At 44.5% G+C, this 22,505-nt stretch carries 25 protein-coding genes; 15 read left to right on the top strand and 10 right to left on the bottom strand.

Going from position 1 to position 22,505, the window contains the following annotated elements; translation table 11 throughout:
* Positions 1–21 precede the first annotated feature (21 nt).
* Positions 22–906: a cytochrome c oxidase subunit 3 gene (locus EX191_RS05665; RefSeq protein WP_065645780.1), complete on the top strand. Its 885-nt coding sequence runs from the start codon at positions 22–24 to the stop codon at positions 904–906.
* A gap of 13 nt (positions 907–919) precedes the next feature.
* On the opposite strand, the gene EX191_RS05660 is transcribed toward EX191_RS05665, so the two are convergent.
* A complete protein-coding gene (locus EX191_RS05660) occupies positions 920–1,156 on the bottom strand; it encodes a DUF2909 family protein (protein ID WP_005391169.1) in 237 nt (78 codons plus the stop codon).
* Here EX191_RS05660 and EX191_RS05655 point away from each other — a divergent pair.
* The 4 genes from EX191_RS05655 to cyoE are packed head-to-tail and all read left to right on the top strand — an operon-like array spanning position 1,149 to position 4,396.
* On the top strand, positions 1,149–1,946 hold the full coding sequence (locus EX191_RS05655) for an SURF1 family protein (RefSeq protein ID WP_414718283.1): 798 nt from the start codon (positions 1,149–1,151) through the stop codon (positions 1,944–1,946). The two genes, EX191_RS05660 and EX191_RS05655, sit on opposite strands and share 8 nt — an antisense overlap.
* A complete protein-coding gene (locus EX191_RS05650; protein ID WP_193447325.1) occupies positions 1,936–2,472 on the top strand; it encodes a cytochrome oxidase biogenesis cluster protein in 537 nt (178 codons plus the stop codon). The genes EX191_RS05655 and EX191_RS05650 overlap by 11 nt, the downstream gene beginning before the upstream one ends.
* 12 nt (positions 2,473–2,484) lie before the next feature.
* Positions 2,485–3,504 (top strand): COX15/CtaA family protein, encoded by a 1,020-nt coding sequence (locus EX191_RS05645; RefSeq protein WP_193447324.1) that lies wholly within the window; start codon positions 2,485–2,487, stop codon positions 3,502–3,504.
* A complete protein-coding gene (gene cyoE / locus EX191_RS05640) occupies positions 3,497–4,396 on the top strand; it encodes a heme o synthase (protein ID WP_193447323.1) in 900 nt (299 codons plus the stop codon). Before EX191_RS05645 ends, cyoE begins: the two co-directional genes overlap by 8 nt.
* An 81-nt stretch (positions 4,397–4,477) precedes the next feature.
* On the opposite strand, the gene EX191_RS05635 is transcribed toward cyoE, so the two are convergent.
* Together EX191_RS05635 and EX191_RS05630 are read right to left on the bottom strand one after the other, a co-directional pair.
* A complete protein-coding gene (locus tag EX191_RS05635; RefSeq protein ID WP_005391162.1) occupies positions 4,478–4,951 on the bottom strand; it encodes a BamJ family beta-barrel-assembly machinery protein in 474 nt (157 codons plus the stop codon).
* Between the two features lie 13 nt (positions 4,952–4,964).
* Positions 4,965–5,597 carry a thiol:disulfide interchange protein DsbA/DsbL gene (locus EX191_RS05630; RefSeq protein WP_193447322.1) on the bottom strand — a complete coding sequence of 211 codons (633 nt, stop codon included), beginning with the start codon at positions 5,595–5,597 and terminating at the stop codon, positions 4,965–4,967.
* A gap of 279 nt (positions 5,598–5,876) precedes the next feature.
* On the opposite strand from EX191_RS05630, the gene EX191_RS05625 reads away from it, so the two are divergent.
* Positions 5,877–6,503: an OmpA family protein gene (locus EX191_RS05625; protein WP_048625248.1), complete on the top strand. Its 627-nt coding sequence runs from the start codon at positions 5,877–5,879 to the stop codon at positions 6,501–6,503.
* A gap of 191 nt (positions 6,504–6,694) precedes the next feature.
* Here EX191_RS05625 and EX191_RS05620 read toward each other — a convergent pair whose 3' ends face one another.
* The 4 genes from EX191_RS05620 to EX191_RS05605 all read right to left on the bottom strand — a co-directional run bounded on the left by EX191_RS05620 (position 6,695) and on the right by EX191_RS05605 (position 8,541).
* On the bottom strand, positions 6,695–7,054 hold the full coding sequence (locus tag EX191_RS05620) for a glutaredoxin family protein (RefSeq protein WP_193447321.1): 360 nt from the start codon (positions 7,052–7,054) through the stop codon (positions 6,695–6,697).
* A gap of 111 nt (positions 7,055–7,165) precedes the next feature.
* Entirely contained in the window at positions 7,166–7,708 is a 543-nt protein-coding gene (locus EX191_RS05615) for a hypothetical protein (protein ID WP_124007598.1), read from the bottom strand.
* Positions 7,695–8,240 (bottom strand): YaeQ family protein, encoded by a 546-nt coding sequence (locus EX191_RS05610; RefSeq protein ID WP_005391156.1) that lies wholly within the window; start codon positions 8,238–8,240, stop codon positions 7,695–7,697. The genes EX191_RS05615 and EX191_RS05610 overlap by 14 nt, the downstream gene beginning before the upstream one ends.
* A gap of 91 nt (positions 8,241–8,331) precedes the next feature.
* Entirely contained in the window at positions 8,332–8,541 is a 210-nt protein-coding gene (locus EX191_RS05605) for a cold-shock protein (RefSeq protein ID WP_005375625.1), read from the bottom strand.
* Between the two features lie 365 nt (positions 8,542–8,906).
* On the opposite strand from EX191_RS05605, the gene EX191_RS05600 reads away from it, so the two are divergent.
* The 9 genes from EX191_RS05600 to EX191_RS05560 all read left to right on the top strand — a co-directional run bounded on the left by EX191_RS05600 (position 8,907) and on the right by EX191_RS05560 (position 19,024).
* Entirely contained in the window at positions 8,907–9,203 is a 297-nt protein-coding gene (locus EX191_RS05600) for an alternative ribosome-rescue factor A (RefSeq protein WP_193447320.1), read from the top strand.
* A 187-nt stretch (positions 9,204–9,390) separates the two neighbouring features.
* Complete coding sequence (locus EX191_RS05595; protein WP_193447319.1) at positions 9,391–10,833, top strand: transporter substrate-binding domain-containing diguanylate cyclase; 1,443 nt, start codon at positions 9,391–9,393, stop codon at positions 10,831–10,833.
* A 117-nt stretch (positions 10,834–10,950) separates the two neighbouring features.
* On the top strand, positions 10,951–11,697 hold the full coding sequence (locus EX191_RS05590; protein ID WP_193447318.1) for an outer membrane lipoprotein-sorting protein: 747 nt from the start codon (positions 10,951–10,953) through the stop codon (positions 11,695–11,697).
* A gap of 34 nt (positions 11,698–11,731) precedes the next feature.
* Positions 11,732–12,961: an ABC transporter permease gene (locus EX191_RS05585; protein WP_005391149.1), complete on the top strand. Its 1,230-nt coding sequence runs from the start codon at positions 11,732–11,734 to the stop codon at positions 12,959–12,961.
* On the top strand, positions 12,951–14,186 hold the full coding sequence (locus tag EX191_RS05580) for an ABC transporter permease (protein WP_193447317.1): 1,236 nt from the start codon (positions 12,951–12,953) through the stop codon (positions 14,184–14,186). Before EX191_RS05585 ends, EX191_RS05580 begins: the two co-directional genes overlap by 11 nt.
* Complete coding sequence (locus EX191_RS05575) at positions 14,186–14,902, top strand: ABC transporter ATP-binding protein (protein WP_005391145.1); 717 nt, start codon at positions 14,186–14,188, stop codon at positions 14,900–14,902. Before EX191_RS05580 ends, EX191_RS05575 begins: the two co-directional genes overlap by 1 nt.
* The gene (locus EX191_RS05570; RefSeq protein WP_193447316.1) at positions 14,892–16,100 is read left to right on the top strand and encodes a hypothetical protein; all 1,209 of its coding nucleotides are present in this window, start codon (positions 14,892–14,894) and stop codon (positions 16,098–16,100) included. Before EX191_RS05575 ends, EX191_RS05570 begins: the two co-directional genes overlap by 11 nt.
* A gap of 144 nt (positions 16,101–16,244) precedes the next feature.
* Positions 16,245–18,245 (top strand): HAMP domain-containing methyl-accepting chemotaxis protein, encoded by a 2,001-nt coding sequence (locus tag EX191_RS05565; RefSeq protein WP_193447315.1) that lies wholly within the window; start codon positions 16,245–16,247, stop codon positions 18,243–18,245.
* 299 nt (positions 18,246–18,544) lie between these two features.
* Positions 18,545–19,024, top strand: coding sequence for a Dps family protein (locus tag EX191_RS05560; protein ID WP_193447314.1), 480 nt, complete (start codon positions 18,545–18,547; stop codon positions 19,022–19,024).
* Between the two features lie 99 nt (positions 19,025–19,123).
* On the opposite strand, the gene EX191_RS05555 is transcribed toward EX191_RS05560, so the two are convergent.
* From EX191_RS05555 to yiaY, 3 genes are all read right to left on the bottom strand, one after another.
* Positions 19,124–19,744 (bottom strand): HAD family hydrolase, encoded by a 621-nt coding sequence (locus EX191_RS05555; RefSeq protein ID WP_074189932.1) that lies wholly within the window; start codon positions 19,742–19,744, stop codon positions 19,124–19,126.
* A 142-nt stretch (positions 19,745–19,886) separates the two neighbouring features.
* The gene (locus tag EX191_RS05550; RefSeq protein WP_012842470.1) at positions 19,887–20,963 is read right to left on the bottom strand and encodes a PQQ-dependent sugar dehydrogenase; all 1,077 of its coding nucleotides are present in this window, start codon (positions 20,961–20,963) and stop codon (positions 19,887–19,889) included.
* Between the two features lie 138 nt (positions 20,964–21,101).
* Positions 21,102–22,250, bottom strand: coding sequence for an L-threonine dehydrogenase (yiaY, locus tag EX191_RS05545; RefSeq protein ID WP_005391135.1), 1,149 nt, complete (start codon positions 22,248–22,250; stop codon positions 21,102–21,104).
* Between the last annotated feature and the right edge of the window lie 255 nt (positions 22,251–22,505).

The following is a 22,505-nucleotide window of genomic DNA, read 5'->3' as shown; positions in this document are numbered from 1 at the left end:
TGGTCAGTAAGGAGAGAAATTATGAGTAACAAGCCAGGAACATATTATGTTCCCGCTCAAAGTAGCTGGCCGATCATCGGTGCGTTTGCTCTATTTTTAGTTGCCGTTGGTGCAGGAATGACCGTTCAGGGGACACAAAGTGAAGGGGCTGTGGGAACCATTGGCAGTATTGTGCTAGCGGTAGGTTTTCTGTTCTTGCTTTACATGTTGGCGGGCTGGTTTAGTAATGTGATTACTGAGTCACTGAGTGGAAAGTACAGCTCGCAAATTACTCGTTCTTTTCGCCAAGGGATGAGCTGGTTCATCTTCTCTGAAGTGATGTTTTTTGGTGCCTTTTTTGGTGCGTTATTTTACGCCAGGATGATTTCTGTGCCTTGGCTAGGTGGGGCAGATAACAACTTCATGACCAACGAGGTTTTGTGGCCAACCTTCGAAGCGATGTGGCCACTCACACTGACTCCGGGTGGAGAAACAACACAAGCTATGCCGTGGCAGGGCATTCCCCTTACTAATACTATTTTGCTGTTATTGTCGTCGATTACGCTACATATGGCGCACATCAACCTTGAAAAAGACAAAAGAACGGCACTGATTGTTTGGTTGGAAATCACCATCGTGCTTGCGGGCTTTTTCCTATATTACCAAGCGGTCGAGTATGCTCATGCTTATCAAGAAATGGGGCTCACGTTGCAATCTGGTATCTACGGAAACACCTTTTTTATGTTGACGGGTTTTCACGGTTTGCACGTTTGTCTTGGGACGATTTTCTTAATCGTATTGTTGCTCCGAATCGCTAAAGATCATTTTTCGTCTAAGAACCATTTTGCCTTCCAAGCAGGTAGTTGGTATTGGCACTTTGTGGATGTGGTTTGGTTATGTCTGTTTGTGTTTGTGTACGTGCTGTAGGTGCATTGGGCGATTAGTAAGGACGGGGATTCGGAGCCAGCCAGCCTGAACTGAGCGCAATAAGTAGAAGGATAACTACTAAAGCGGAGAACATGACTCGACGGCCTAAGTAATGACTCATAGGTTTGTCTCTTTTTTCGGGATTATCTGGGTCTTCACGAACCATTTCGATAAGCGCTTTTGCGAGGTTGAAGATAATGAAAAGCAGCAAAAGGACAAGCGTCAGTTTGAATAGAAATACGGTGGACATAGAACCTCCGGTTTCATCGTTGTTGTTATCAAGACAATTATGGCTATCGAAACGGTTTTGGGTTGCAGTTGGTTTAACTGTGGTTGTGTTTTCTCTTTTGGTCAAACTGGGTTTTTGGCAGCTTGAGAGAGGGCAAGAGAAACAGGCTTTGGAACAAGCCATTCTTGCGCGAGCGGATAGTGCGTACCAAACATTAGGCGAAGTTCTTGAAGAAAACGATTGGAGAGAAGGCAGCATTCTCGGGAAAAAAGTGGAAGCTAATGTTGTTCCTCAGGCGTTTCCCGTGATTTTACTGGATAACCAAACGCATCAGGGCAATGTGGGCTATTTAGCATTTCAGATTGTCTCTATGAGTGATGAACTAGGAACCTATGCATTATTAGAGCTTGGTTTTGTGGAGGGAATAGCAGATCGTTCAATATTACCAACCGTCACAACACTCGAAGTGTCGACCTTTATCTCGGGACGTCTGTACCGAAAATCCGCTAACCCGTTGAGCTCTGAATTAATGCCAGAAGTTGGCGATGTCATTCGTGTGCAGAACCTGAATATCGTGCAACTGAATCAGCTACTTAATATTGAACTTATGCCCGCAGTCTTGCAGCCAGACAATCTAAAAAATTGGCCTTACGACTTTCCTTGGAACCCATTGCCGCTCAACAGCGCCAAGCATTTCGGTTATTCGATTCAGTGGTTTTCGATGGCGGGCGTTTTCTTATTATTGACCTTAATTGTTTTTGTTCGTTGGCAAAGAAAGTTGCGTCACATGGAGGTGAAGCATGACATCTAAAGTAACCAAAGGGCGGCTAATGTTGATTGCGTTGGTGTGTACGTTTGCGCTTCCTGCCGTCATCGCTAAGGTCATTCTCACCCAAGGGTGGTATCAAAGCGGTGTGACCAATAGAGGTGTGTTAGTTGAACCATACACGACGTTAGAGCAGCTTGGTCAAGAGTCACCTCTCAAAGACCATGGTTGGCAACTCGCTTATGTATTGCCTAACGAATGCACTGAACAGTGTAAACAGCAGCTTTACCTGCTTCAGCAAAGCCATGTTGCTTTAGGTAAGTATCAAGAGCGAGTAGTGCCAGTCGTTTGGCAGACTGAGCATTCAGACCCCATAGAAGTATCGATGTTAGCGATGCAAATGAATGAATTGGTTACCGCTAAAGTGAAACCTGGGCAAATGTTGATCGTTGATCCTCTGGGGCAATTGGTGATGTCTTACTCGCCAAAACCGAATGAAGATTTAGTCTCGTTCAACAAAGGTATGTTGGCGGATTTACGCAAGCTCTTAAAATTGTCACGAGTTGGTTAGAAAGGGGCGTATATGAAGTTAATTCAGTTGGTTAAATTCAGTTTGCTCCTAACTTTCGTGGTGATCATGTTAGGCGCGTATACTCGCCTTTCTGATGCAGGGTTAGGTTGCCCTGATTGGCCCGGCTGCTATGGGCATCTTGCTGTGCCTCATCAAGAAGAAGACGTAATACGTGCCAATCTTAATTTCCCTGAACGGGCTGTCGAGCATGAGAAAGCATGGCTTGAAATGATTCATCGCTATTTTGCAGGAACGCTGGGTCTGGTCATTTTTGTTATGACAGTGATATCAACGAGATCTGAGCGCGTGAATCCTACTATTCCGATGCTGCTCAGTGTACTGGTGGTCGGGCAAGCACTTTTGGGGATGTGGACCGTGACGCTCAAATTAATGCCAGTCATCGTAATGCTTCATCTGCTTGGTGGATTTACTTTACTGGTTCTGCAGGCGATTTTTTACTGCCAGTTAAAAGCGCAAAATAATCTCTATTTTTCTCCATCTTCCAGCTCGCTGCGAGGCTTCTCATTATTGGTCTTTCTGGTTGTTTTTATGCAGGTGCTGCTAGGAGGGTGGACTTCGTCAAACTATGCCGCGCTCATGTGCACCTCACTGCCGATTTGTGAGGGAGATTGGATGAGTCATCTCTCATGGAAAGAGGCGTTTTCTTTCTGGCAAACCGGATTCGAGAATTACGAGTTTGGTGTATTGGAGTATCCGGCAAGAATGACCATACATGTTACGCATCGCCTCGGTGCGATGGTCACCGCTACCGTCGTATTGGCTTATAGCATTATGCTCATGAGGCAAGATTCCCATCATTCACAGCGCATTGGAGGATGGTTACTACTCACTTTAGCGTGTCAAGTTATGTTGGGCGTGAGCAACGTTGTATTCCAACTTCCTATTTATGTCGCCGTGGCACATAACTTGGGTGCCGCCATTATGTTGAGTCTTGTTTGTGTGAGTCAGTTTTATTTGTGGCAGGGCAAAAAAGCTTGGAGTTACACCGCGAAAGGAGTTCGCTATGAGTAAAGAAATCGCACTGTCGTTAAATGAGCGAAAGCGACTAAGTGCCGTTTATTTGAAGTTAACGAAGCCTAAAGTAGTCGCATTAATGCTGGTGACGGCCGTTGTCGGGATGAGTTTAGCGCCTGTTACTGAGTTTCCTTGGTTGCAGGCGGCGGTTGGCCTAACAGGCATTGGTTTGATGGCAGGCTCCGCGGCAGCGTTTAATCACCTGATTGACCGCCGCATTGATGCGAGAATGGCTCGCACACACAAACGTCCGTTGCCATCGGGTGAAGCTAAGCCGTTATCGGTGATAACCTTTGCGACAGCGTTAGGCGTCATAGGGTTTGTTCTTTTATATGCGCTGGTCAACCCACTGACGGCATGGCTGACTTTGATGAGTTTACTCGGCTATGCGATGGTGTACACCATGTACCTCAAACGCGCTACTCCGCAAAATATCGTAATTGCAGGTATTGCGGGTGCGATGCCGCCTCTTCTCGGTTGGACTGCCGTAACAGGGCACTTGCATGCGAATGCTTGGCTGCTTGTGATGATCATTTTTATCTGGACGCCACCACACTTTTGGGCACTCGCAATTCATCGCGTAGAGGACTATCGTAAGGTGGATATTCCAATGTTGCCTGTGACACATGGTATCGAGTACACCAAAACTTCTATTCTGTTGTATACGGTGTTGTTGACGTTGGTTTGTGTGCTGCCGGTGTTGGTTGGAGTGGTCGGCGTAGTTTATCTTTTTGCCTCGTTACTACTTAACGCTGGCTTTATGTACCATGCATGGAAGCTAAAATACGCGCCAGAGCCCAATACCGCGATGGAGACGTTTAAATTTTCTATCTATCACCTTTTGGCGTTGTTCATTGCATTGCTTTCGGATCACTATATTGGCTTGTAGCCTCTCTTTAAACAGAAAACGCCGCGTGGTTCGCGGCGTTTTTTGTTTTGATACTTTGGCTTTAATGCAAAGTTTCTAGAATTATTGAATCTCTAACAATTCAACATCAAAGATCAACACACTTGCTGGTGGAATTGGGCCTGAGCCACTTTTGCCATAACCGAGCGTGCTTGGTACGAAAAGGCGGATTTTTTCACCTTCGACCATGTATTGTAGGCCTTCTTGCCAGCCTTTAATGACTTGGTTAAGACCAAACGAAATTGGCTCACCGCGATTAACGGAGCTATCAAACACAGTGCCATCAATCAACGTGCCGTGGTAGTGCACTTTGACTTTACTTGTCGCGGTTGGGTGAACCTCACCTTCGCCTTTTTCAAGAACAATATATTGAAGACCACTTTCTGTTGTGATAACGCCTTCTTTTTTCGCATTCTCGAGCAAGAATGCTTGGCCTTTCGCAAAGTTTTCATCCGCTACTTTATGGTTTGTCCAAGTACGGTAAATGAAAAAGCCCGCCAGAATGAAAATAATGAGAGGAAACAAAAATTTAGACACGTAAGCTCCTTGTCTATTTAGGTTGTTTTAGCAAATAGTTAATGGTTTCTGCCATGGATTCGACGCTGTCATGACCACCAGTAATGACTTGGTATTTTCCATTAACGATAAAGGCTGGAACGGAGTTAATTTGGCCGCGAGTCGTGATCGCTTCTGCCTTAGTGATGTACTCAAACAGCGTTTTTTGCTGTGCTTCATCTAAATGGTAAGGGCTGATAAGGTTGCGAGACTCAAAGGCTTTCTCTACGGCGATTTGACGTTCCTCAGCAGTCGCATCAGGACCCATTTGTACGGCAGCAAAAAGATCCGCCATAAATGCTTTGTCAGGTGTCGACTCTAGTTGCATGACTGCAGTGTAGAAGATGATGGCGCTTACTTGTGCACTCTCATTGAAAGTTACATGCATTTTTTCAACGCTTTGCTCAGTTAGCGATTCGATTTGAGGGACAAACTCTTCCATTGAACGGCAGTGGCCGCAAGTTAGGGCAAAAGCTTCTGTCAATGGCGCCAAATCATATTCTTGAAGAGATACAGGCAAAACTTCGTATTGTTTGCCTTGCTGAGGCTGAGTGTTGCCGCTATCGCATGCCGACAAGGCCATCATGGCGGCAATCACAGCAAAGCCTTTCGATATGGTTTTTAACATAATAATGCTCTAAGTAAGAAATTTGCGTTAGTTTATCGGTTAACGATAGTGACTAAAACCATTAAATAACAATAAAGTGAGACGATTGGTAACAGACTTTTCCTGATGTGTAGGCTGCAGGGAGGTATTTTGGCATCGCTTTTTAATTTGAGAGATACTTGATATTGATTCCAGTGGCATGAACGCTGCGTATACAAACCAATCGGTGGATAAAAGCGCTAAAGATTCGGCGTGTTTTGTCGACACAATGGACAAGAGTTTTTCTACGTTGGTAATGGTATGAAGCAGTGGTTTTTAATTGTTTGCGGCATTCTGACTGGGTGCAGTAGCCTTGATCAAGACATGGTTCCTGGCGGGAACATTTTAGATACAGCTCCTAAAACAAACACCGAGCTGAGACATCCTGAGTGGGGCTATCCGAGCGCCTCAAGTGTGGCTTCTTCACCTCGCACGTATCAGACTGAGAGGGCATCAGTAAAAAAGTCGCAAAATGTGACCTCTCTGGAAATGTTTCTGAACAGGCACAATATTCCTCATGAGACACTCAGTGGCGGTCACTTAATGATACGTTTGAAAGAGCAAGTGCATTTTCAAACTGGCTCTGCTCAGTTATCAGCGCAATCTCAAGACTGGATTCGAAACATTGGTCACTATCTAGCAGGAAGAACGGATGTGGATGTCGTGATCGATGGCCATGCCGATAGCACGGGAGCTGCCAGCTTTAATGACACGTTGTCAGAAAAGCGAGCTCGTGAAGTGGAAAAGCAACTGCTGGCGACGAGTATTCCTCGTCAACGCGTGTTTTCTAGAGGTTTTGGCGAGTATGTGCCGCAGTGCAGTAATTCGACAGCCAGTGGCAAAGCTTGTAATCGACGCGTAGAGCTAACGCTGATCGTTGATGAGTAAGGCGATGGTTGGTCGATAAACTACGTCGTTTGTTTTCACTAAGCCCTTATGTGTTTACTGGCGTTTCCGCCTGGGAATGAGCAAGAAGAGTGAACCCAAAGGCTAGGCATAGCAACGAGCAGCTAGACTGAATAGAAAAGAGGCACCTGTATGGTGCCTCTTTTACATCCGCCAATGTTCATAGGGGGAACTTAGGCAAATTCTTTTTCAACGTAAGCGACGATGTCAGATGACTCGTATAGCCACTGTGTTTCGCCATCTTTTTCGATACGCAGGCAAGGGACTTTAATTCGTCCACCACCTTGCTCTAGTTCAGCTCGATGAGTCGGGTTATTTTTTGCATCACGTAGCTCAATGTTCACTGATTGACGCTTCATTGCACGGCGGACTTTTACGCAAAAAGGGCAAGCTTCAAATTGGTAAAGTGCGTATTGCTTTGCTTTTGCATCAATACGTTGTTGTTCTTCTGCACTGCGTTTAATACCACGAGGTGAGAACACGGCGTTCAGCAATAAGATAACCTTGCCTAAAATCCAACGGATAAACTTCATAATGATCCCTTGATGTTCATTGGGTAATTGTCCTTTAAAAATGCAATCATGATGCTTGTTGCATTGAGCGTGAAGTCTATCAGTTGTTTGAAATGGATAAAACCATGTATTTTATGCGGAAAACAAGCGTTTTAACCTGCCCCAAAAACCGCTAGTCGAAGCTGGACTGGCTTCTCTACCTAGATAAAAGCTTTGCATCAGTTCGGTTCTGAATGCATCAACATCCATGCGTTTTACAACAAGCTCGTGTTGCAATGTATTCTGAGTTTGCTCGGCATGATCGTGCGCCAAGCTAAAGTCCATATTCAAATAGCCTTGAGTATAAAGCCAAAGGTGGGTTATCAAGATAAGGTCTTCTGCGGACTGGTTAGTGAACTTATCCGCGTGCTCATCACCCAAGGAGTCAGTCAGCACTTGCTGCATTTGCTGGGCAGAATGCGCATGTTGCTCATAGTTAGCGCTGGCTTCAATATGCGACTTAGTCAAAAGACCAAGCAGGTGAAGAGTAGGCGCCGTGGCGGGTTTGTTCTCACAAACTTTTGTAAACAGTTGTGACTGTTCTTTTAACCAACGTCGCTTTGCCGCTTTATGTTCTTTAACGAAGGGAATTTCTTTGAATCCCATCTCTTGACTCAGTTCACTAAGAGACGTCATGGCTTTTTAGTTCCTTCACCGTTACTTCGACGTGTTGATCGTTGATATCAACAAAAATAGAGCTGCCGGTAATCATAACAGAAAGGCTAGTGCCTCGGTCAAGGTGCTGACAAATCAAGTCGATAGCGTCGTAGTCAAAGCTTTCTACGTTGACGGGAAGCATTGAGAACTTTCCTGACATTTTATCCCACCATACCGTCGCTTTAGTGTTATAAGTGTAGACTTTTACGTGTTTTGCTAGGCGAGAGGCTTTCTTAATTCTTTCTGGTTCTGGTTCGCCAATTTCAATCCAGTGAGTAATGCTTTGATCATCGCCAACATGCCATAAATCAGGCTCTTCAATTGTAGAAAGCCCTTTCGTAAACTCTAAGTTACTTTGAGCGTTTAAGCAGTAAGCTAAAACACGAGCCAGCATTCGTTGAGGTTTTTCTGAAGGGTGAAGGGCGATAGTTAGATTTTTAGAATCGTAATAGTCGTTATTCATATCGGAAATGGCGATACGAAATTTATAAATAGTTGGTTTAAGAGCCATGGATTTATATCGTTTTTGTTGGCAAAAATAAGTTATAGACAAAAAAATAGCCAGCTTTAAAAGCTGGCTATCGTATCAAATTCTTTAAGAATTAAAGTACTTTGATTTGCTCTGCTTGAGGGCCTTTTTGACCTTGAGAGATAACAAATTCTACTTTCTGGCCTTCAACTAGAGTACGGAAGCCGTCACCAGTGATTGCAGAGAAGTGAGCAAATACGTCAGGACCGTTTTCTTGTTGAATGAAACCGAAGCCTTTAGTTTCGTTGAACCACTTAACTGTGCCAGTAGCTGTGTTAGACATGTCTATTTCCTAAATATCTAAATAATGTAATCTTTCGCCTCAACGGCGCTTATAGCGTGGAAAAATAAATTGCTATTGCGTACCACAGGACGACGGGTTACAAGTAATCCAACGAAATGTGAAAACAAAGAACTTTCTTTCTAGCCGTGTTTGAGTCTAGGTTAATTCCACGAAGAGTCAACATATATTAGTGCTTTATGGACAAATATTTGTATTTAGTCACTATTTAACCAGCATGTTTTTGATTAAATTTCAAATAAATGACGGTGATGTGAAGTTTTTTAGCATAAAATTCAACTAAATCTATAAATTTGACTTATTTATATAATTATTGTCCAATCTGGTTCGACCATTAAGGAGGATTTATGGCAAAACCTAAAACCAGTCCTCAGCCGAATGAGTTACAACACGAGACCGATTTCGGCAGAGGTGAAATCAAGGACAATGCGTTAAAAGCGGTTGTCACCAGTCAATTGTTCAGAACACGAGTCGTAAAAGCGAAAAAAGGTAAAGGCAGCTTCAGTCGGAAAATGAAGCATAGAGGCAAAGAGCCCTATTCAAAGTTCTCCCCGATGTGGATTTTGAATAGGGCTTTTTTAATGATGCTGGTTTTTATCAAACTATTCAAATTCAATGGTTTAGTGTTAGTTAAATCACTCTGATCTCACCTTATACTGGCTAGCTTTCTTCTTAAAACTAGACGCTGAAAAGTACCAAATAAGTACTAAAACCTACTAAGTTAGATTCATATCAATAGGAGCCACTTCCTGTCCGACACCGCTCTGCTATATCTTTAGATCAGACAAAACAGCCGAGATTATGGTTTAAAAAGACTGGTGAGAAGTAGGTATGTCATCGACGAGTTATGGTACTTATGGTTGCAAGTGTACAAAAGCGTGTGCTTCTTTGTTACTACTATGGCTGTCTATTTGCCCGATGACGTATGCGCACAAGTCAGAGTCTCATTCTTTAATTGTTGCTAACTCCAAAGCTTGGAAGCCATTCTCTTACCTTAGCCCAGACGGTGAACCCAAAGGCATTTTGATCGACTTCTGGAAAGCGTATGCGGCGGACAACCAAATTGATGTTCAGTTTCTGCTTCTTGATTGGGAGGCTTCTTTACAGGCCGTAAAAGAGGGGCGTGCTGACTTTCACGCGGGATTAGTTTACTCATCGGAAAGAGCCGATTACCTGGATTTTGGCGCAGTTATCATGTCCATTCAAACCAAATTATATGTCAATCAAGACGTGCTTTCGATTGATGTCAAAAGTGTTTTAGCTGGTGAAATGACGTTGCCAATTGGTGTCGTTAAAGGAAGTTACGAGTCTGAGTTTATTAAGACGAATTATCCTAATGCGCCTATTGCAGAGTACATTAATAACGACACGATGATACAGGCCGCTGTCGATAAGAAGGTGCTGTATTTCGTCGCGGACCTTCAAGTAGCTAACTTTTATATGGCAACTATGCCGGGAGCAGGCATGTTTGTTCCTGTAATAAATTTATATAGTAAAGACCTTCGGATTGCAGCAGGGTCGCATAGTTCTGCTTCCATTTTGGATGTCTCTCGAGCGTTTGAAAAAGTTATCGATACAGATCGAGAAAGGATCCTCAATCGCTGGAGTGTGGTGAAAACGGTCTATCCTCTTTATCTCCTACCTATTGCGATTTTCATTATGGCGGTCGCGACGCTGTATCATATCTTCGCACTCAAACGCATGGTTGCGCTGCGCACAAGACAATTGACGATTGCCAACCAGCAATTGCTGGAGATGACGTTAACGGATTCCCTAACAAAACTCTACAACCGTAGACACTTGATTGAACAATTGGCACTCTTGAATCACTTGCAGCGAAGCTTGACGGTAATGGTATTTGATATTGATGATTTTAAATCAATTAATGACCAATACGGTCATCTTGTCGGAGATAGAGCGATAGTGGCCGTGGCTGAAACAGCAAAATCAATGACTGATGAACGTATGACATTGGCGAGAATTGGCGGAGAAGAGTTCGCACTCGTGACGGCATCGCTCTCTGAGCGAGAAGCGCGCAACTTTGCTCAAATGCTCTGCAAAGCCGTGTACGAACAACCTATTATCCTTGGCGGGCAAGCGATTCATTTGAGCATTAGCTTAGGCTGCGCATACTACCCTGAATTTACTCACATCGTGAATTTACAAGACGCTGATCAACTGATGTATCAAGGTAAGTCTGAAGGTAAAAATCGCGCTGTGTTTCAAGTCATAACAGACAGCCAGGTTCAACCTGAGCTTCGTCAAGTCCCTTAGCGTTTTTGAGTCACCAATCGCTATTTCTAAATCCTCACTTGCTATACTCAATTGAATTTAAAATTATTATACCCGTTTCGATTCAAATTCTAGGTCGTGTCGGTACAAAGGGAAGGTATGTATAAAACGTTTTGTGTTCTCGCTTGTGTACTTCTCTCTTCTTTTTCTTACGCTGAGAGCGCTTTCGATATAGTCCAAAAGTCTGATCAAGCGATGCGCGGAAAATCCAGTTATAGCGAAGCCACCATGAAAATTGTTCGCCCTGACTGGTCACGTTCAATGACTATGAAGAGTTGGACGAAAGGTACGGAATTATCTTTGGTCTTGGTGACTGCTCCGGCGAAAGATAAAGGTAGCGCCTCGTTAAAACGTCATAGAGAAATGTGGAATTGGGTGCCGAGTATCGAGCGAGTGATTAAAATTGCGCCATCCATGCTCAGTCAGTCTTGGATGGGATCAGACTTCACGAATGATGATTTAATTAACCAATCTTCTATTGTTGTCGATTATCAACATCAACTGCTCCCAAGTGAAACCTTTGATGGTGACAAAGTTTGGGTAATTGATGCACTTGCCAAGCCTGACGCCCCAGTGGTTTGGAGCAAAGTCAGACTGTGGATCTCTCAAACGAGCTTGTTACAGCGCAAAGTCGAGTTTTACGATGAATTTGATGAACTGGTAAATGTTTTGACGACTTACGATGTGCAAACGTTGGGTGGGCGAGACGTTGCGACTCGCATGGAGATGCAGCCGATAGATAAACCAGGAAATAAAACGGTTTTAATTACGCACGAAGCGCAATTTGATTTTGATATCGATGATGACTTTTTCTCCCAGCAGCAAATGAAGGCTCTGCGAGATTAGGGTGGATTTTGGTTTAGATAAGAGGTGAGATCGGATGCTCATCAAGCTCGCATGGCGAAATCTATGGCGGCAAAAACGGCGGACATTGTTAACCGCTTCTGCGTTAGCTCTTGTTCTGTTTCTCTCCTTACTGACTCGAGCGTTCCAAGAAGGAAGTTACTCCTCAAATATTAAAAACGCTGCGAAGTTCTATACGGGATTAATTCAGCTACAACATCCCGATTTTGGGGACTCCTCTAGCATTGATGATGTCCTTCCTCAAACGCCTGCGTTCATTGCATCTGCCAAAAATAATCCTGATATCGACATCGTTCTGCCGAGAATTGAGTCATTTGCGCTTGCCGCCAAAGACGAACGATCCAAAGGCGTGATGGTGCTCGGCGTTGAGCCTGACGCTGAAGATAGCTACTCCAGCATTAGTGACAAAATCGTACAAGGGCGCTTTATTGCATCTGGACAAAACTCGGTGCTTGTTGGTGAGGGCTTGGCAAACTACCTTCATTTGAACGTTGGTGATGAACTGGTGTTGTATGGTTCGGGTTATCGTGGTCAAACGGCGGCTGGACTGTATCAGGTGTCCGGTATTTTGCACTTTCCTTTGCAGCAGTTAGATTCTCAGTTGGTCTACATGCCTCTTGATACCGCACAAGCGTTGTATTCGCTTGATAACCAAGTCACCGCATGGGTCCTTAACACTCAAAGTTTACGCGTGTTGCCTGACATTGTTAAACAACTAAAGCGCCACTACGGGAATGGCGTCGCAGTAAAAAGCTGGCAGGAGCTGTCGCCAGAACTTTCTCAACAGATAGCCTTGGACAAAGCGGGTGGGATCTTTTTGATCTATATCTTGTACGGCATTGTTGGTTTTGGCCTGTTTGCCACGATTTTGATGATGACGTTAGAGCGCCAGCGTGAATTTGCGGTGATGCTCGCGACGGGTATGTTGCGCAGCAAGCTGATGGGGCTCGTCGCCATTGAATCGATGTTTATCTCCGTTATTGGTCTTGTGCTCGGTGTCTTGATCAGCGCGCCTGTGCTTGCGTATTTCTATATCAATCCGATTGAGATTACAGGCGATGCTGCACAAGTGATGCTGGAGAGTGGCTTTGAACCAATCGTACCTGTTTCGCTAGACCCGTATTTGTTAATGGATCAAATTCTTGTCGTTCTCGTTATTTTATCGTTATGTCTGATGTATCCGATGGCTCGACTTCTTCGCTTGCCCATTGCTAGTGGGCTAAAAGGAGGCGCGCATGTTGATTAAATTGGCTTGGCGTAATTTATGGCGGAACAAGCTCAGAACTTCCATTATGCTGGGAGCGATGGTGTTCGGCTTAATGGGCGTTGTTGCCATGATTGGATTCATGAACGGTTTGGTCGACAGCATGATCAAAAACGCGATTGCGTGGCAAACCAGTCATCTACAAGTGCATCAGAAATCCTACCTTAATAATCCTGACCTTAGTGACACAATAACGAATTATCAAACGATAACGGCCGCTTTGGCTGCACATCAAGATGCTAAAGCGGTATCGGCGCGATTTCTTGCTGATGGCATGATTGCTTCTGCGCGTAGTACGAGAGGCGTTCGGATCAATGGCATCAATATTGAACAAGAGCAAAGTATCACACCGCTTAAAAGCCATGTGATAGACGGAGAATGGTTAAACGAAGTGGGAAGAAACCCCATTCTTGTTTCGCAAAAAACCGCAAATCGGTTGAAGCTGCGTGTTGGATCGAAAGTGGTTTTAACATTATCTGACATCAAGGGTGATGTATCTGGCGCAGCTTTTCGCGTTCGAGGTATTTTTAAAACGCCATCCACCACGTTTGATGACGGTAATGTCTACGTCCGTAAAGTCGATCTCGAAACAATCGCAGGCTTGTCGGGTGCGCATGAAATTGGCGTTTTGTTGAACTCCAACGAGACTAAACAGCTAGAAAGTGCAGAGGCATTTACGTTATCAATATTGCCACAAGTCAACCGTGAACAATTGGTCGTGAGAAAATGGCAAGAAATACAGCCTTTACTCGCAACAATGATGAGCTCAATGGATATCTCTAACCAAATTATGTTGGTCGTTTTCGTACTTGCCATGACTCTCGGAATCATCAACATCATGCTGATGTCAGTTTTTGAAAGAACGAGAGAGTTTGGGGTGTTAATGGCGGTTGGCATGCAGCAGCATAAAATTCGCACACTGATTATTTTGGAAACGCTATTCCTTGGTTTGAGTGGTTGCGCGTTAGGGTTATTAGGAAGCGCAGTCATGCTGAAAATACTGAGTATTACTGGCTTATCGCTTGGCGCACTTGCTGATGGATTAGGTGCTTATGGCGTCGATACCTTGCTTTATCCAAGAGTATCGTTTTACGAGTATCAATTGATTATTGTGGCTATTTTTGTCGCGAGCTTATTTGCGGCTTTGTATCCAGCAAGGCAAATTCTCAAACATCGACCTGCGGATGCCATGGCGGAGAAAACGTAATGACGATTAAATTGGAAGGCTTATCCAAGACGTACAACCCAAAGAGTGACTTTCCGGTACATGCGGTTCAGAGCGTAGATTTGGAGATCAAGCAAGGTGAGTTTGTCGCGATTATGGGACCTTCTGGTTCAGGGAAAACGACCCTACTAAACATGTTGGGCGGGATCGATTCTCCTACATCAGGACGCGTGGAAATTGATGGATGCTTAATCTCTGATATGTCAGAAAAAGAGTTGATCGCTTATCGACGCGATAACATTGGCTTTATCTTCCAAGATTATAGTCTGCTCCCCGTACTGACAGCTCTTGAAAACGTCGAGTTTGTTATGCAATTGCAAGGGAAAACAGAAAGGGAATGTCGTGAACGCGCCAGCGCGCTACTGCAACAGGTTGGATTATCACAGCAGATGCATAAACGTCCGAGTAAAATGTCTGGAGGCCAACAACAGAGAGTTGCGGTTGCAAGAGCATTGGCACCAAAACCAAGGTTTGTAATGGCAGATGAGCCTACCGCCAACTTAGATGCAAAAAGTACAGCCGAGCTGCTTGATATCATGGAACAACTCAGTGAAAAAGAAGGCACGACATTTATCTTTTCTACCCATGATCCTAGAGTTATTAAGCGCGCACATCGAATCATAGTATTTGAGGACGGGCGTTTGGCACGAGATTTTGCCAACATTGATAACACCATAGAGAAGAGCCATGCGTGGTAGAGTAGAAGGCGTAAGCTTACTATCCAAGTTATTGCGGCTTTTTTTTGCGTTAAGTCCTGCGGTAATTTGCATTAAAACTAATGCCAGCATACCGGGTTTGGAGCCTGAAAAAGCATGGGATATCAATGGCTATGTGAAATACATGGCGACCTATAGTATACCTGACGAGCAGGGTAATACCCTTGACCATCTACTCCATAACCGTATTAACGTTGAATATCGTTTTTCTCCTGAATGGCGAATAAATCTTGGTATCAGGAATAGAGCATTGTGGGGCGATGCGCTTGAGAACCCTCGATATGCAGAACTCGTGGCGCTTGATAATGGGTATTTTGATCTAAGCAAAAACTGGCGAGAAGATAATGTAATCCTCAATACCCAACTGGATCGACTCTACGTCTCTTGGAGTGACCAAGATTGGAGTGCAAGGTTAGGGCGGTTCCGGGTCAATTGGTCAATGAACACCATTTGGAACCCAAACGACATCTACAACGCCTATTCTATTTACGACTTTGATTACGAAGAGCGGGCGGGCACCGACGCTGTCATGGTGAGTAAAAAACTTGGGTTTGCCGATGGGTTAGATCTCGTTTTCTCTCCGTCAAAGCAGTCTAAAGAAAACAGCACGTCACTACGATATTTCTCCAACGTTTCTGGTTGGGACTATCAAATCATTGCGGGTCGATCTCGGCAAGACTATGTTCTTGGAGCAGGGTTCGCGACTGATATCTATCAAGCCGGGCTTCGAGGCGAGTTAAGCTGGTTTGATCCTATTGATACAGAGCGTCAAGGTCAGCCTACTGAGGATACGACAGTCGCTAGTTTGGAGTCAGATTACAGTTTTGGTGGTGTGCGTAACTGGATGGTGAGAGGGGCTTGGTTGTTTATTTCTGAACCAAAGCCAGCGAGCAGCGCATTAACTTACCTAAACCTCCCTCTCTCTGCGAAAACCTTGAGCTTCACGGAGCATACTGTTTATGCCGATGCTAGCTTCGACTTAACGGCGCTCAACCGCGTCACCTTATCGGCTAGTTACTATGATGATGGCTCTTACTTTGCTGGATTATCCAGCAGCTATTCACTCAGTGATAATTGGCAACTGCTAACTGTAGTTCAACATTTTAACGGTACGGACGGCAGCTTATTTGGAGAAACACCTGCAACTTTGGTGTTTGCTAATATCCGGTATAGTTACTAGAGACGCCTTTCATTTAGCTGCTATCCCTAAATAATGCAATCAATCACAAATAATGCCTTGTTCTGAAGTTGTTTTTGATACAAGCATTTAACATTTTTGTAAACATCGTTATATTTAAGGCTCATCGTTGTCAGGAGTTTATGGATGAACCTTACGATATCAGGGAAGTTGCAGCTCAGTTTTGTGCTGCTAGCCGTACTTTTTATGGCATCAGCGGTATTCACGTATCGCAACGTCACCACCGTAGAGCAATACGCCTCTTCGTTACTTAAATCCGATTTACCGACCGTCGACACCAGTCGCGGTATCCAACAGTCCGTTCAAGCGTCGCTGTCTTCTATTCGAGCCTACATGTTGCTAGGTGGCGATGAAGAGGCGAGCGCACGTCTGAGTGAGGACGTACGCAATATCATGGCATCTACAGACGAGTCGCTTCCAACGTTGCAGGCTTTGATCTCTGAACAGGATTTTCAAGCGACTCAAAGCCAGTGGGACGCGGTAAAAGTCTCTTTGAACAAGCTGATTAAACTTAGCCACAGTGATGAGAACTTACCCGCGCACAACCTCTTTATTAACGAAGCGGCACCCATTGCAGAAGTGGCACTTGATCAGCTTCAAAGCTTAATCAACGAAGAGTCAGGAAACCCATTTGGTGGAGACAGAAAGCGTCTGTTTAAAGTCTACGCCGACAGCTATACCTCGCTCGCCAATGCTCTGTCCGCCTTGCGAGATTTCCTGTTGTACGGGCAACAAGATCATCTGGACAAATACCACGACTTGATTAAGTACCACAATCAGTCTGTGGCGGAAATCGACAGTAAACTCGACAGGCTTACTGATAACGATCAATCACTGTGGTCACTGTTTAAAGAAATGCAGCAACTGTACTTTCCCTTAGCAGAGCAGGTGATTGCATTACGTCAGTCACCAGAATGGAACGAATCAAACTTGCTGATGGCGAACGAACTGTTGCCAGCAGCAGATGCCCTAGACCAAAGCTTAGAGACGATCGTATTGGCGCAGCAAAGTCGTGCTGATCAAAGCGGACAGGGCATTAATCAGTCCATCAAGAACGTACTCACCACCATGCTGATTGCGGCAGCGTTGGTTTTGTTTGCCGCAGTAGCGATTTCAAAATACATGGGCAACACCATTGGTCGCCGAGTGAAAAACTTATCGGAGCGTGCAAAGACGATCGCTTCAGGGGACGTTTCACAGCCTCCGCTCACCGTTGTTGGGAAAGATGAATTGGCAGACCTTACCGATTCGATTAACCGCATGAACCAATCGTTAGCGAGCATTGTGTCAGGGGTGAGTGAAAAAGCGCACCAAGTGGATACCAGCATGGGAGCTTTGTTGGAATCGGCGCAAGTCACCTCATCGAATGTTAAACAGCAACAGACCAGCATTGTTGAAATGGGACGCCAATTGGATGAAATCGCTTTAGCCGCGCGTAACACCCTAGATCAAGCCAATCAATCGGTGCAGAAGCTTTCTGATTCAAAAGGCGAGATTGAACAAGGTCGCGATGCGCTAGAGCAAAACAAAGTCACGATGGAAAGCTTACATGGCAGCATTGAAACCGCGAGTACGCAAGTGACGCAGTTAAGCAAAGAGAGCGAAGCCATTGGCCGAGTGACGGAAGTAATTGAAGGCTTGGCAGAGCAAACTAACTTACTGGCATTGAATGCCGCGATAGAAGCAGCGCGTGCGGGTGATCAAGGGCGAGGCTTTGCGGTTGTGGCGGACGAAGTACGTATGTTAGCGACTCGCACTACTCAATCGACGACAGAAATCAACGGTATCATTAATGCGATTCAACGCTCGACTAATTCGGTAGTTGAGGAAATTGAACACAGCCAATCACTTGCGGAGCAAGGCGCTGAGCACATTGAAAAAGCGGTAACTCGTTTGCTCGTCACTACTGAACAAATTGGTTCTTTGAATGAACAAATGGCAGAACTTGCGGCAGCGGCAGAGCAGCAATCTCATGCAACCAATTCGATCACTGGATTGATGTCCGGTATTACTCAATCAGTGGATGAGGTTTCGAATAACAGCCAACGTGCATCAGAAACATCATTGCAAGTAAAAGAGCAAGTTACCGAGCTGAATCAACAGATGGCAACTTTCAAAACGGCGTAGATAAGGTTTACATCGTTCATCGACTTTTGAACGTTAACCAAATAGTAAAAAAGCCCCAATCCTTTTTACACAAAAAGGGTTGGGGCTTTCTGTTGGATGATACGCCGATATTCGTCTACTTGCTCATTGGATTTGGCTATTTAAATCATAGCTAAAACCAAATTCTCTTCACCGAGGTGGAGTCGTAATATGGCTCCATCGGCAGCAAATACTGCAAAAGAATTTTTAAACTTTATACCAATCCCGGTAAGAGAATCGTTCGTTACTACGATTGGTATCATCCTTCTAGGAGCAAGATTATGAACAAACAAGTAAACCTAATTGGTCTAGACAGCGAACAATCAGCACAACTAGCTCAACAGCTAAATCAACTACTAGCGCATTATCAAGTGTTGTACATGAACTCACGCGGTTACCACTGGAACATCAAAGGTCAGCAATTCTTCGAACTGCACGTAAAATTTGAAGAGATTTACACTGATCTACAAACAAAAATCGATGAGCTTGCAGAGCGTATTCTAACTTTGGGTCATACGCCAGCGCACGCATTCAGCAACTACTTGGAAGCAAGTGAAATTAAAGAACATCAAAACGCGACTTCTGGTGAGGAGTGTATACAAGGTCTGGTTCAAGGCTTTAGCGTTCTACTTCTAAAACAGCGTGAGATTCTACAAAACGCGGGTGAAGCAGGCGATGAAGGTACCGCGGCATTGATGGGTGACTACATCCGTGAGCAAGAAAAATTAATGTGGATGCTTAACGCTTACCTACAAAGCTAAGCGATGCATCACCCGAGCACTCACTTGGGGGCGCATAAATAAATCGGGAATAAGTCAAAGGAGCACGCGAGTGCTCCTTTTGTTTATGAAAGTACCTAGTTAGTCGTGAATGTGCTTAAAAGACTGAAAATGTTCGAGTAAATCGGTCAGTTCTGTTACAGCAAGAGAGGCGGAGTCGTGGAATTGTGCAGTCGTATTGTGGTGAACAAGGCAGGATGGCATTTGGGCGTTGTATGCGGCTTGTAGGTCATAAAGGAAATCGCCGACATAAAGTACTTCATCTGGCATTAATCGCCACTCTTTAGCTAGGACTTGGAGTGATAAAGGATCAGGTTTTGCTGGATAGCATTCACGAGTGAGGACATGTTCAACATTAATTCGGTTATGTTCCAACTTGCGCTGCGTAGCGATCAAACAGTTGCGCGTTACTATCGCGGTTTTAACTTTATGCTGATGTAAGTATGCCAAAAGCTCGTGGCAACCCAACATCGGAGATGACTGCTCGGCATCAGAAATTTCATGATCAAAGATGACATTATGGGCATGCTCTCTCTGATGTGGATGGTCAAGCTTATCAACAAAATCCAATAAATCTTCGTTTTGTGGACAGCCTAGTTGCTGACGAAGATCTTTGAAGTTCATATCGGAGCTGACGAGTGTATTGTCTAAGTCGAAAATAACGGCTTTGACTCTTTCAAGTTTTAATGGAAAAGGAACCATGATGACCTCGTACGACTTAAACCAAGCTATCTTTCTAAAAACAAAAGGTTACTGTTAATTTTAGATTCAAACGTGTTACTTGTACGAAAATAAATCACTGATACGTCACAAATTAAATAGTCTCAATGATGTTGGTGTTTGATTACTTCTCTTCAAGACGGAAAATTTTGCCTGTATCTGTTGAAAAATAGACATAGCCATCCGGACTGATGGTGATATCTCTGACTCGCTCGCCAAGATTCTCCATTAATCTTTTTGATTCGGTGAGCTTGCCATTCTCAATAGAAACCACGTTGATGTGCGCCAGCTTCAAGGCACCGGCGAGGATTTTTCCATCCAACTCTGGGTACTTATCACCACGATACACCACCATATTGCTTGGCGCGATAGACGGAATATAAACCAACTTTGGGTCTTCCATATTCGGTAAGCTTTTCGCTTCTCCAACGTCTAACGGTCCCCAATACTCTTTACCCTGAGAGACCTTTGCCCAGCCGTAGTTTGCTCCTTTCCTAATCAGGTTGATTTCATCACCACCACGAGGGCCATGTTCAATCGACCAAAGCTGTTTTGTTGCTTTGTCGTAAAACATGCCTTGTGGGTTACGGTGCCCGTAACTCCATATTTCAGGGCGAGCCTCAGAAGTCTTGAATGGATTATCTTGTGGTACCGAGCCATCAAGGTTGAGGCGAAGAATAGTGCCTGCATGGGTTTGAGTGTCTTGCCCATTATTACGTTCGCCACGGTCCCCAATTGAGAAGTAAACCTTGTCATCGACAAACGCAATACGGCTGCCGTAATGACGGCTGGTGTCCGTGATTGCGTCGGCGACAAAGACGTCTTTCCAATCCACAAGTTGATTGTTTTTCAATTGTGCGGTCGCTAAGGCCACAGTATTTCCTTTATCGGTACGTTTGCTGTAAGTAAAGAAAAGTTGTGGATTTTGTGGAGCGGTATTCGGCACTAGAGCTACATCTAATAAACCAGCTTGCCCACTGGTGTTCACATTCGGTACTTTGAAGAGGGTTTGCTGTTTTCCCGAAGCAATATTAAGTAATGAAACGGTGCCGTTTTTTTCATTCACGATCATTTGTTGCTTATCGAGAAATTCAATTCCCCATGGGATTTGAAACCCATTGGCAACCTCATTGGCACGATATTCCGCAGCATCAATAGAAAAAGCTAGGCAAGCGAGTAGGGTCGCAGTGATAGTTCTCATGGTTCCTTCCAATATGAATCCAAGATACTTAAAAGCTAACACTAAAAGAGGACGTTTGGCAGGGTATGCGAACATAAAAAATCCCCAATACGAGATCGGGGATTGAATTAAGACTAGAGAATTGTTTACTTAGCGAGCCTACATCGCTTCTTCGAAGATCTTAGAGATCTCTTCGTGCGTTGCTTGTTTCGGGTTGGTGAAACCACAAGCGTCTTTTAGCGCGTTGTCCGCTAAGGTTGGGATATCTTCTAGCTTCGCACCAAGCTCTTTAATGCCTGATGGGATGCCGACATCTTTAGCAAGCTCAACGATAGCATCAATGGCCGCCGCAGCACCTTGCTCTGCTGACATACCTTCAACATCAACACCCATTGCTTTAGCAACGTCACGTAAACGCTCTGGACATACTTGCGCATTGTAACGTTGTACGTGAGGTAGAAGAATCGCGTTACATACACCGTGTGGCAGGTCGTAGAAGCCGCCTAGTTGGTGCGCCATTGCGTGAACGTAACCAAGAGATGCGTTGTTGAATGCCATACCTGCCATGAACTGTGCGTATGCCATTTGCTCGCGAGCTTCAAGGTTTTCACCGTTTTTCACTGCTGTGCGAAGGTGAGCTTGAATCAGTTCAATTGCTTTGATTGCTACCGCGTCAGTGATTGGTGTCGCAGCGATAGATACGTAAGCTTCAATCGCATGTGTTAGCGCATCCATACCTGTTGCGGCAGTAAGAGACGCAGGTTTAGCAAGCATCAACTCAGGATCATTCACTGACATCAATGGTGTTGTGTGTTTGTCCACAATCGCCATCTTAATGTGGCGCTCTTCGTCTGTGATGATGCAGAAACGCGTCATTTCAGAAGCAGTACCAGCCGTTGTGTTGATTGATACGAGAGGCAGCATTGGTTTTGCGGATTGATCAACGCCTTCGTAATCGCCGATCTTGCCACCGTTTGACGCCACTAAAGCGATACCTTTTGCACAATCGTGCGGTGAGCCGCCTCCGAGTGAGATAACGAAGTCACATTCGTTTTCTTTTAGTAAAGCTAAGCCATCATTAACGTTGGTGATAGTAGGGTTTGGTTGAGTGCCATCGTACACAACGGTTGCTACGTCGCGTTCAGTGAGAAGGTCTTGAACTTGTTTGACTACACCGATTTGGTTAAGGATCTTATCCGTAACGATCAAACCTTTTTTAAAGCCTTGAGATTGGATGCTGTCTGCTGCGTCTTTTAAACAACCAGCGCCCATTAGGTTTACCGTAGGGATAAAAAATGCACTTGTCATATTGGATAGCTCCGTCGTTATTTTTAATAATCTTTCTTAATTTGCCATTTACTGTCGCACACTCGTTTCCAGATTGAAGTTGATCTGAAGCAAGTTTACCTATTTAGAGGTATTTGCAAGAGAAAAACTGTGACAGTGATCTTGTTGCACAGCGTATAGGTGCAACACAGATATAAAGTAGAACAAATATGAAACCAGTGACGCAATCGATTGGCAAAAATTGATATCTAATACGGATATATCTCTAAATTAGAC

Origin of the sequence: Vibrio chemaguriensis, from assembly GCF_012275705.1 — a bacterium.
GTDB classification, from domain to species: Bacteria; Pseudomonadota; Gammaproteobacteria; order Enterobacterales; family Vibrionaceae; genus Vibrio; species Vibrio diabolicus.
This window is presented reverse-complemented; position numbering and strand designations above follow the sequence as displayed.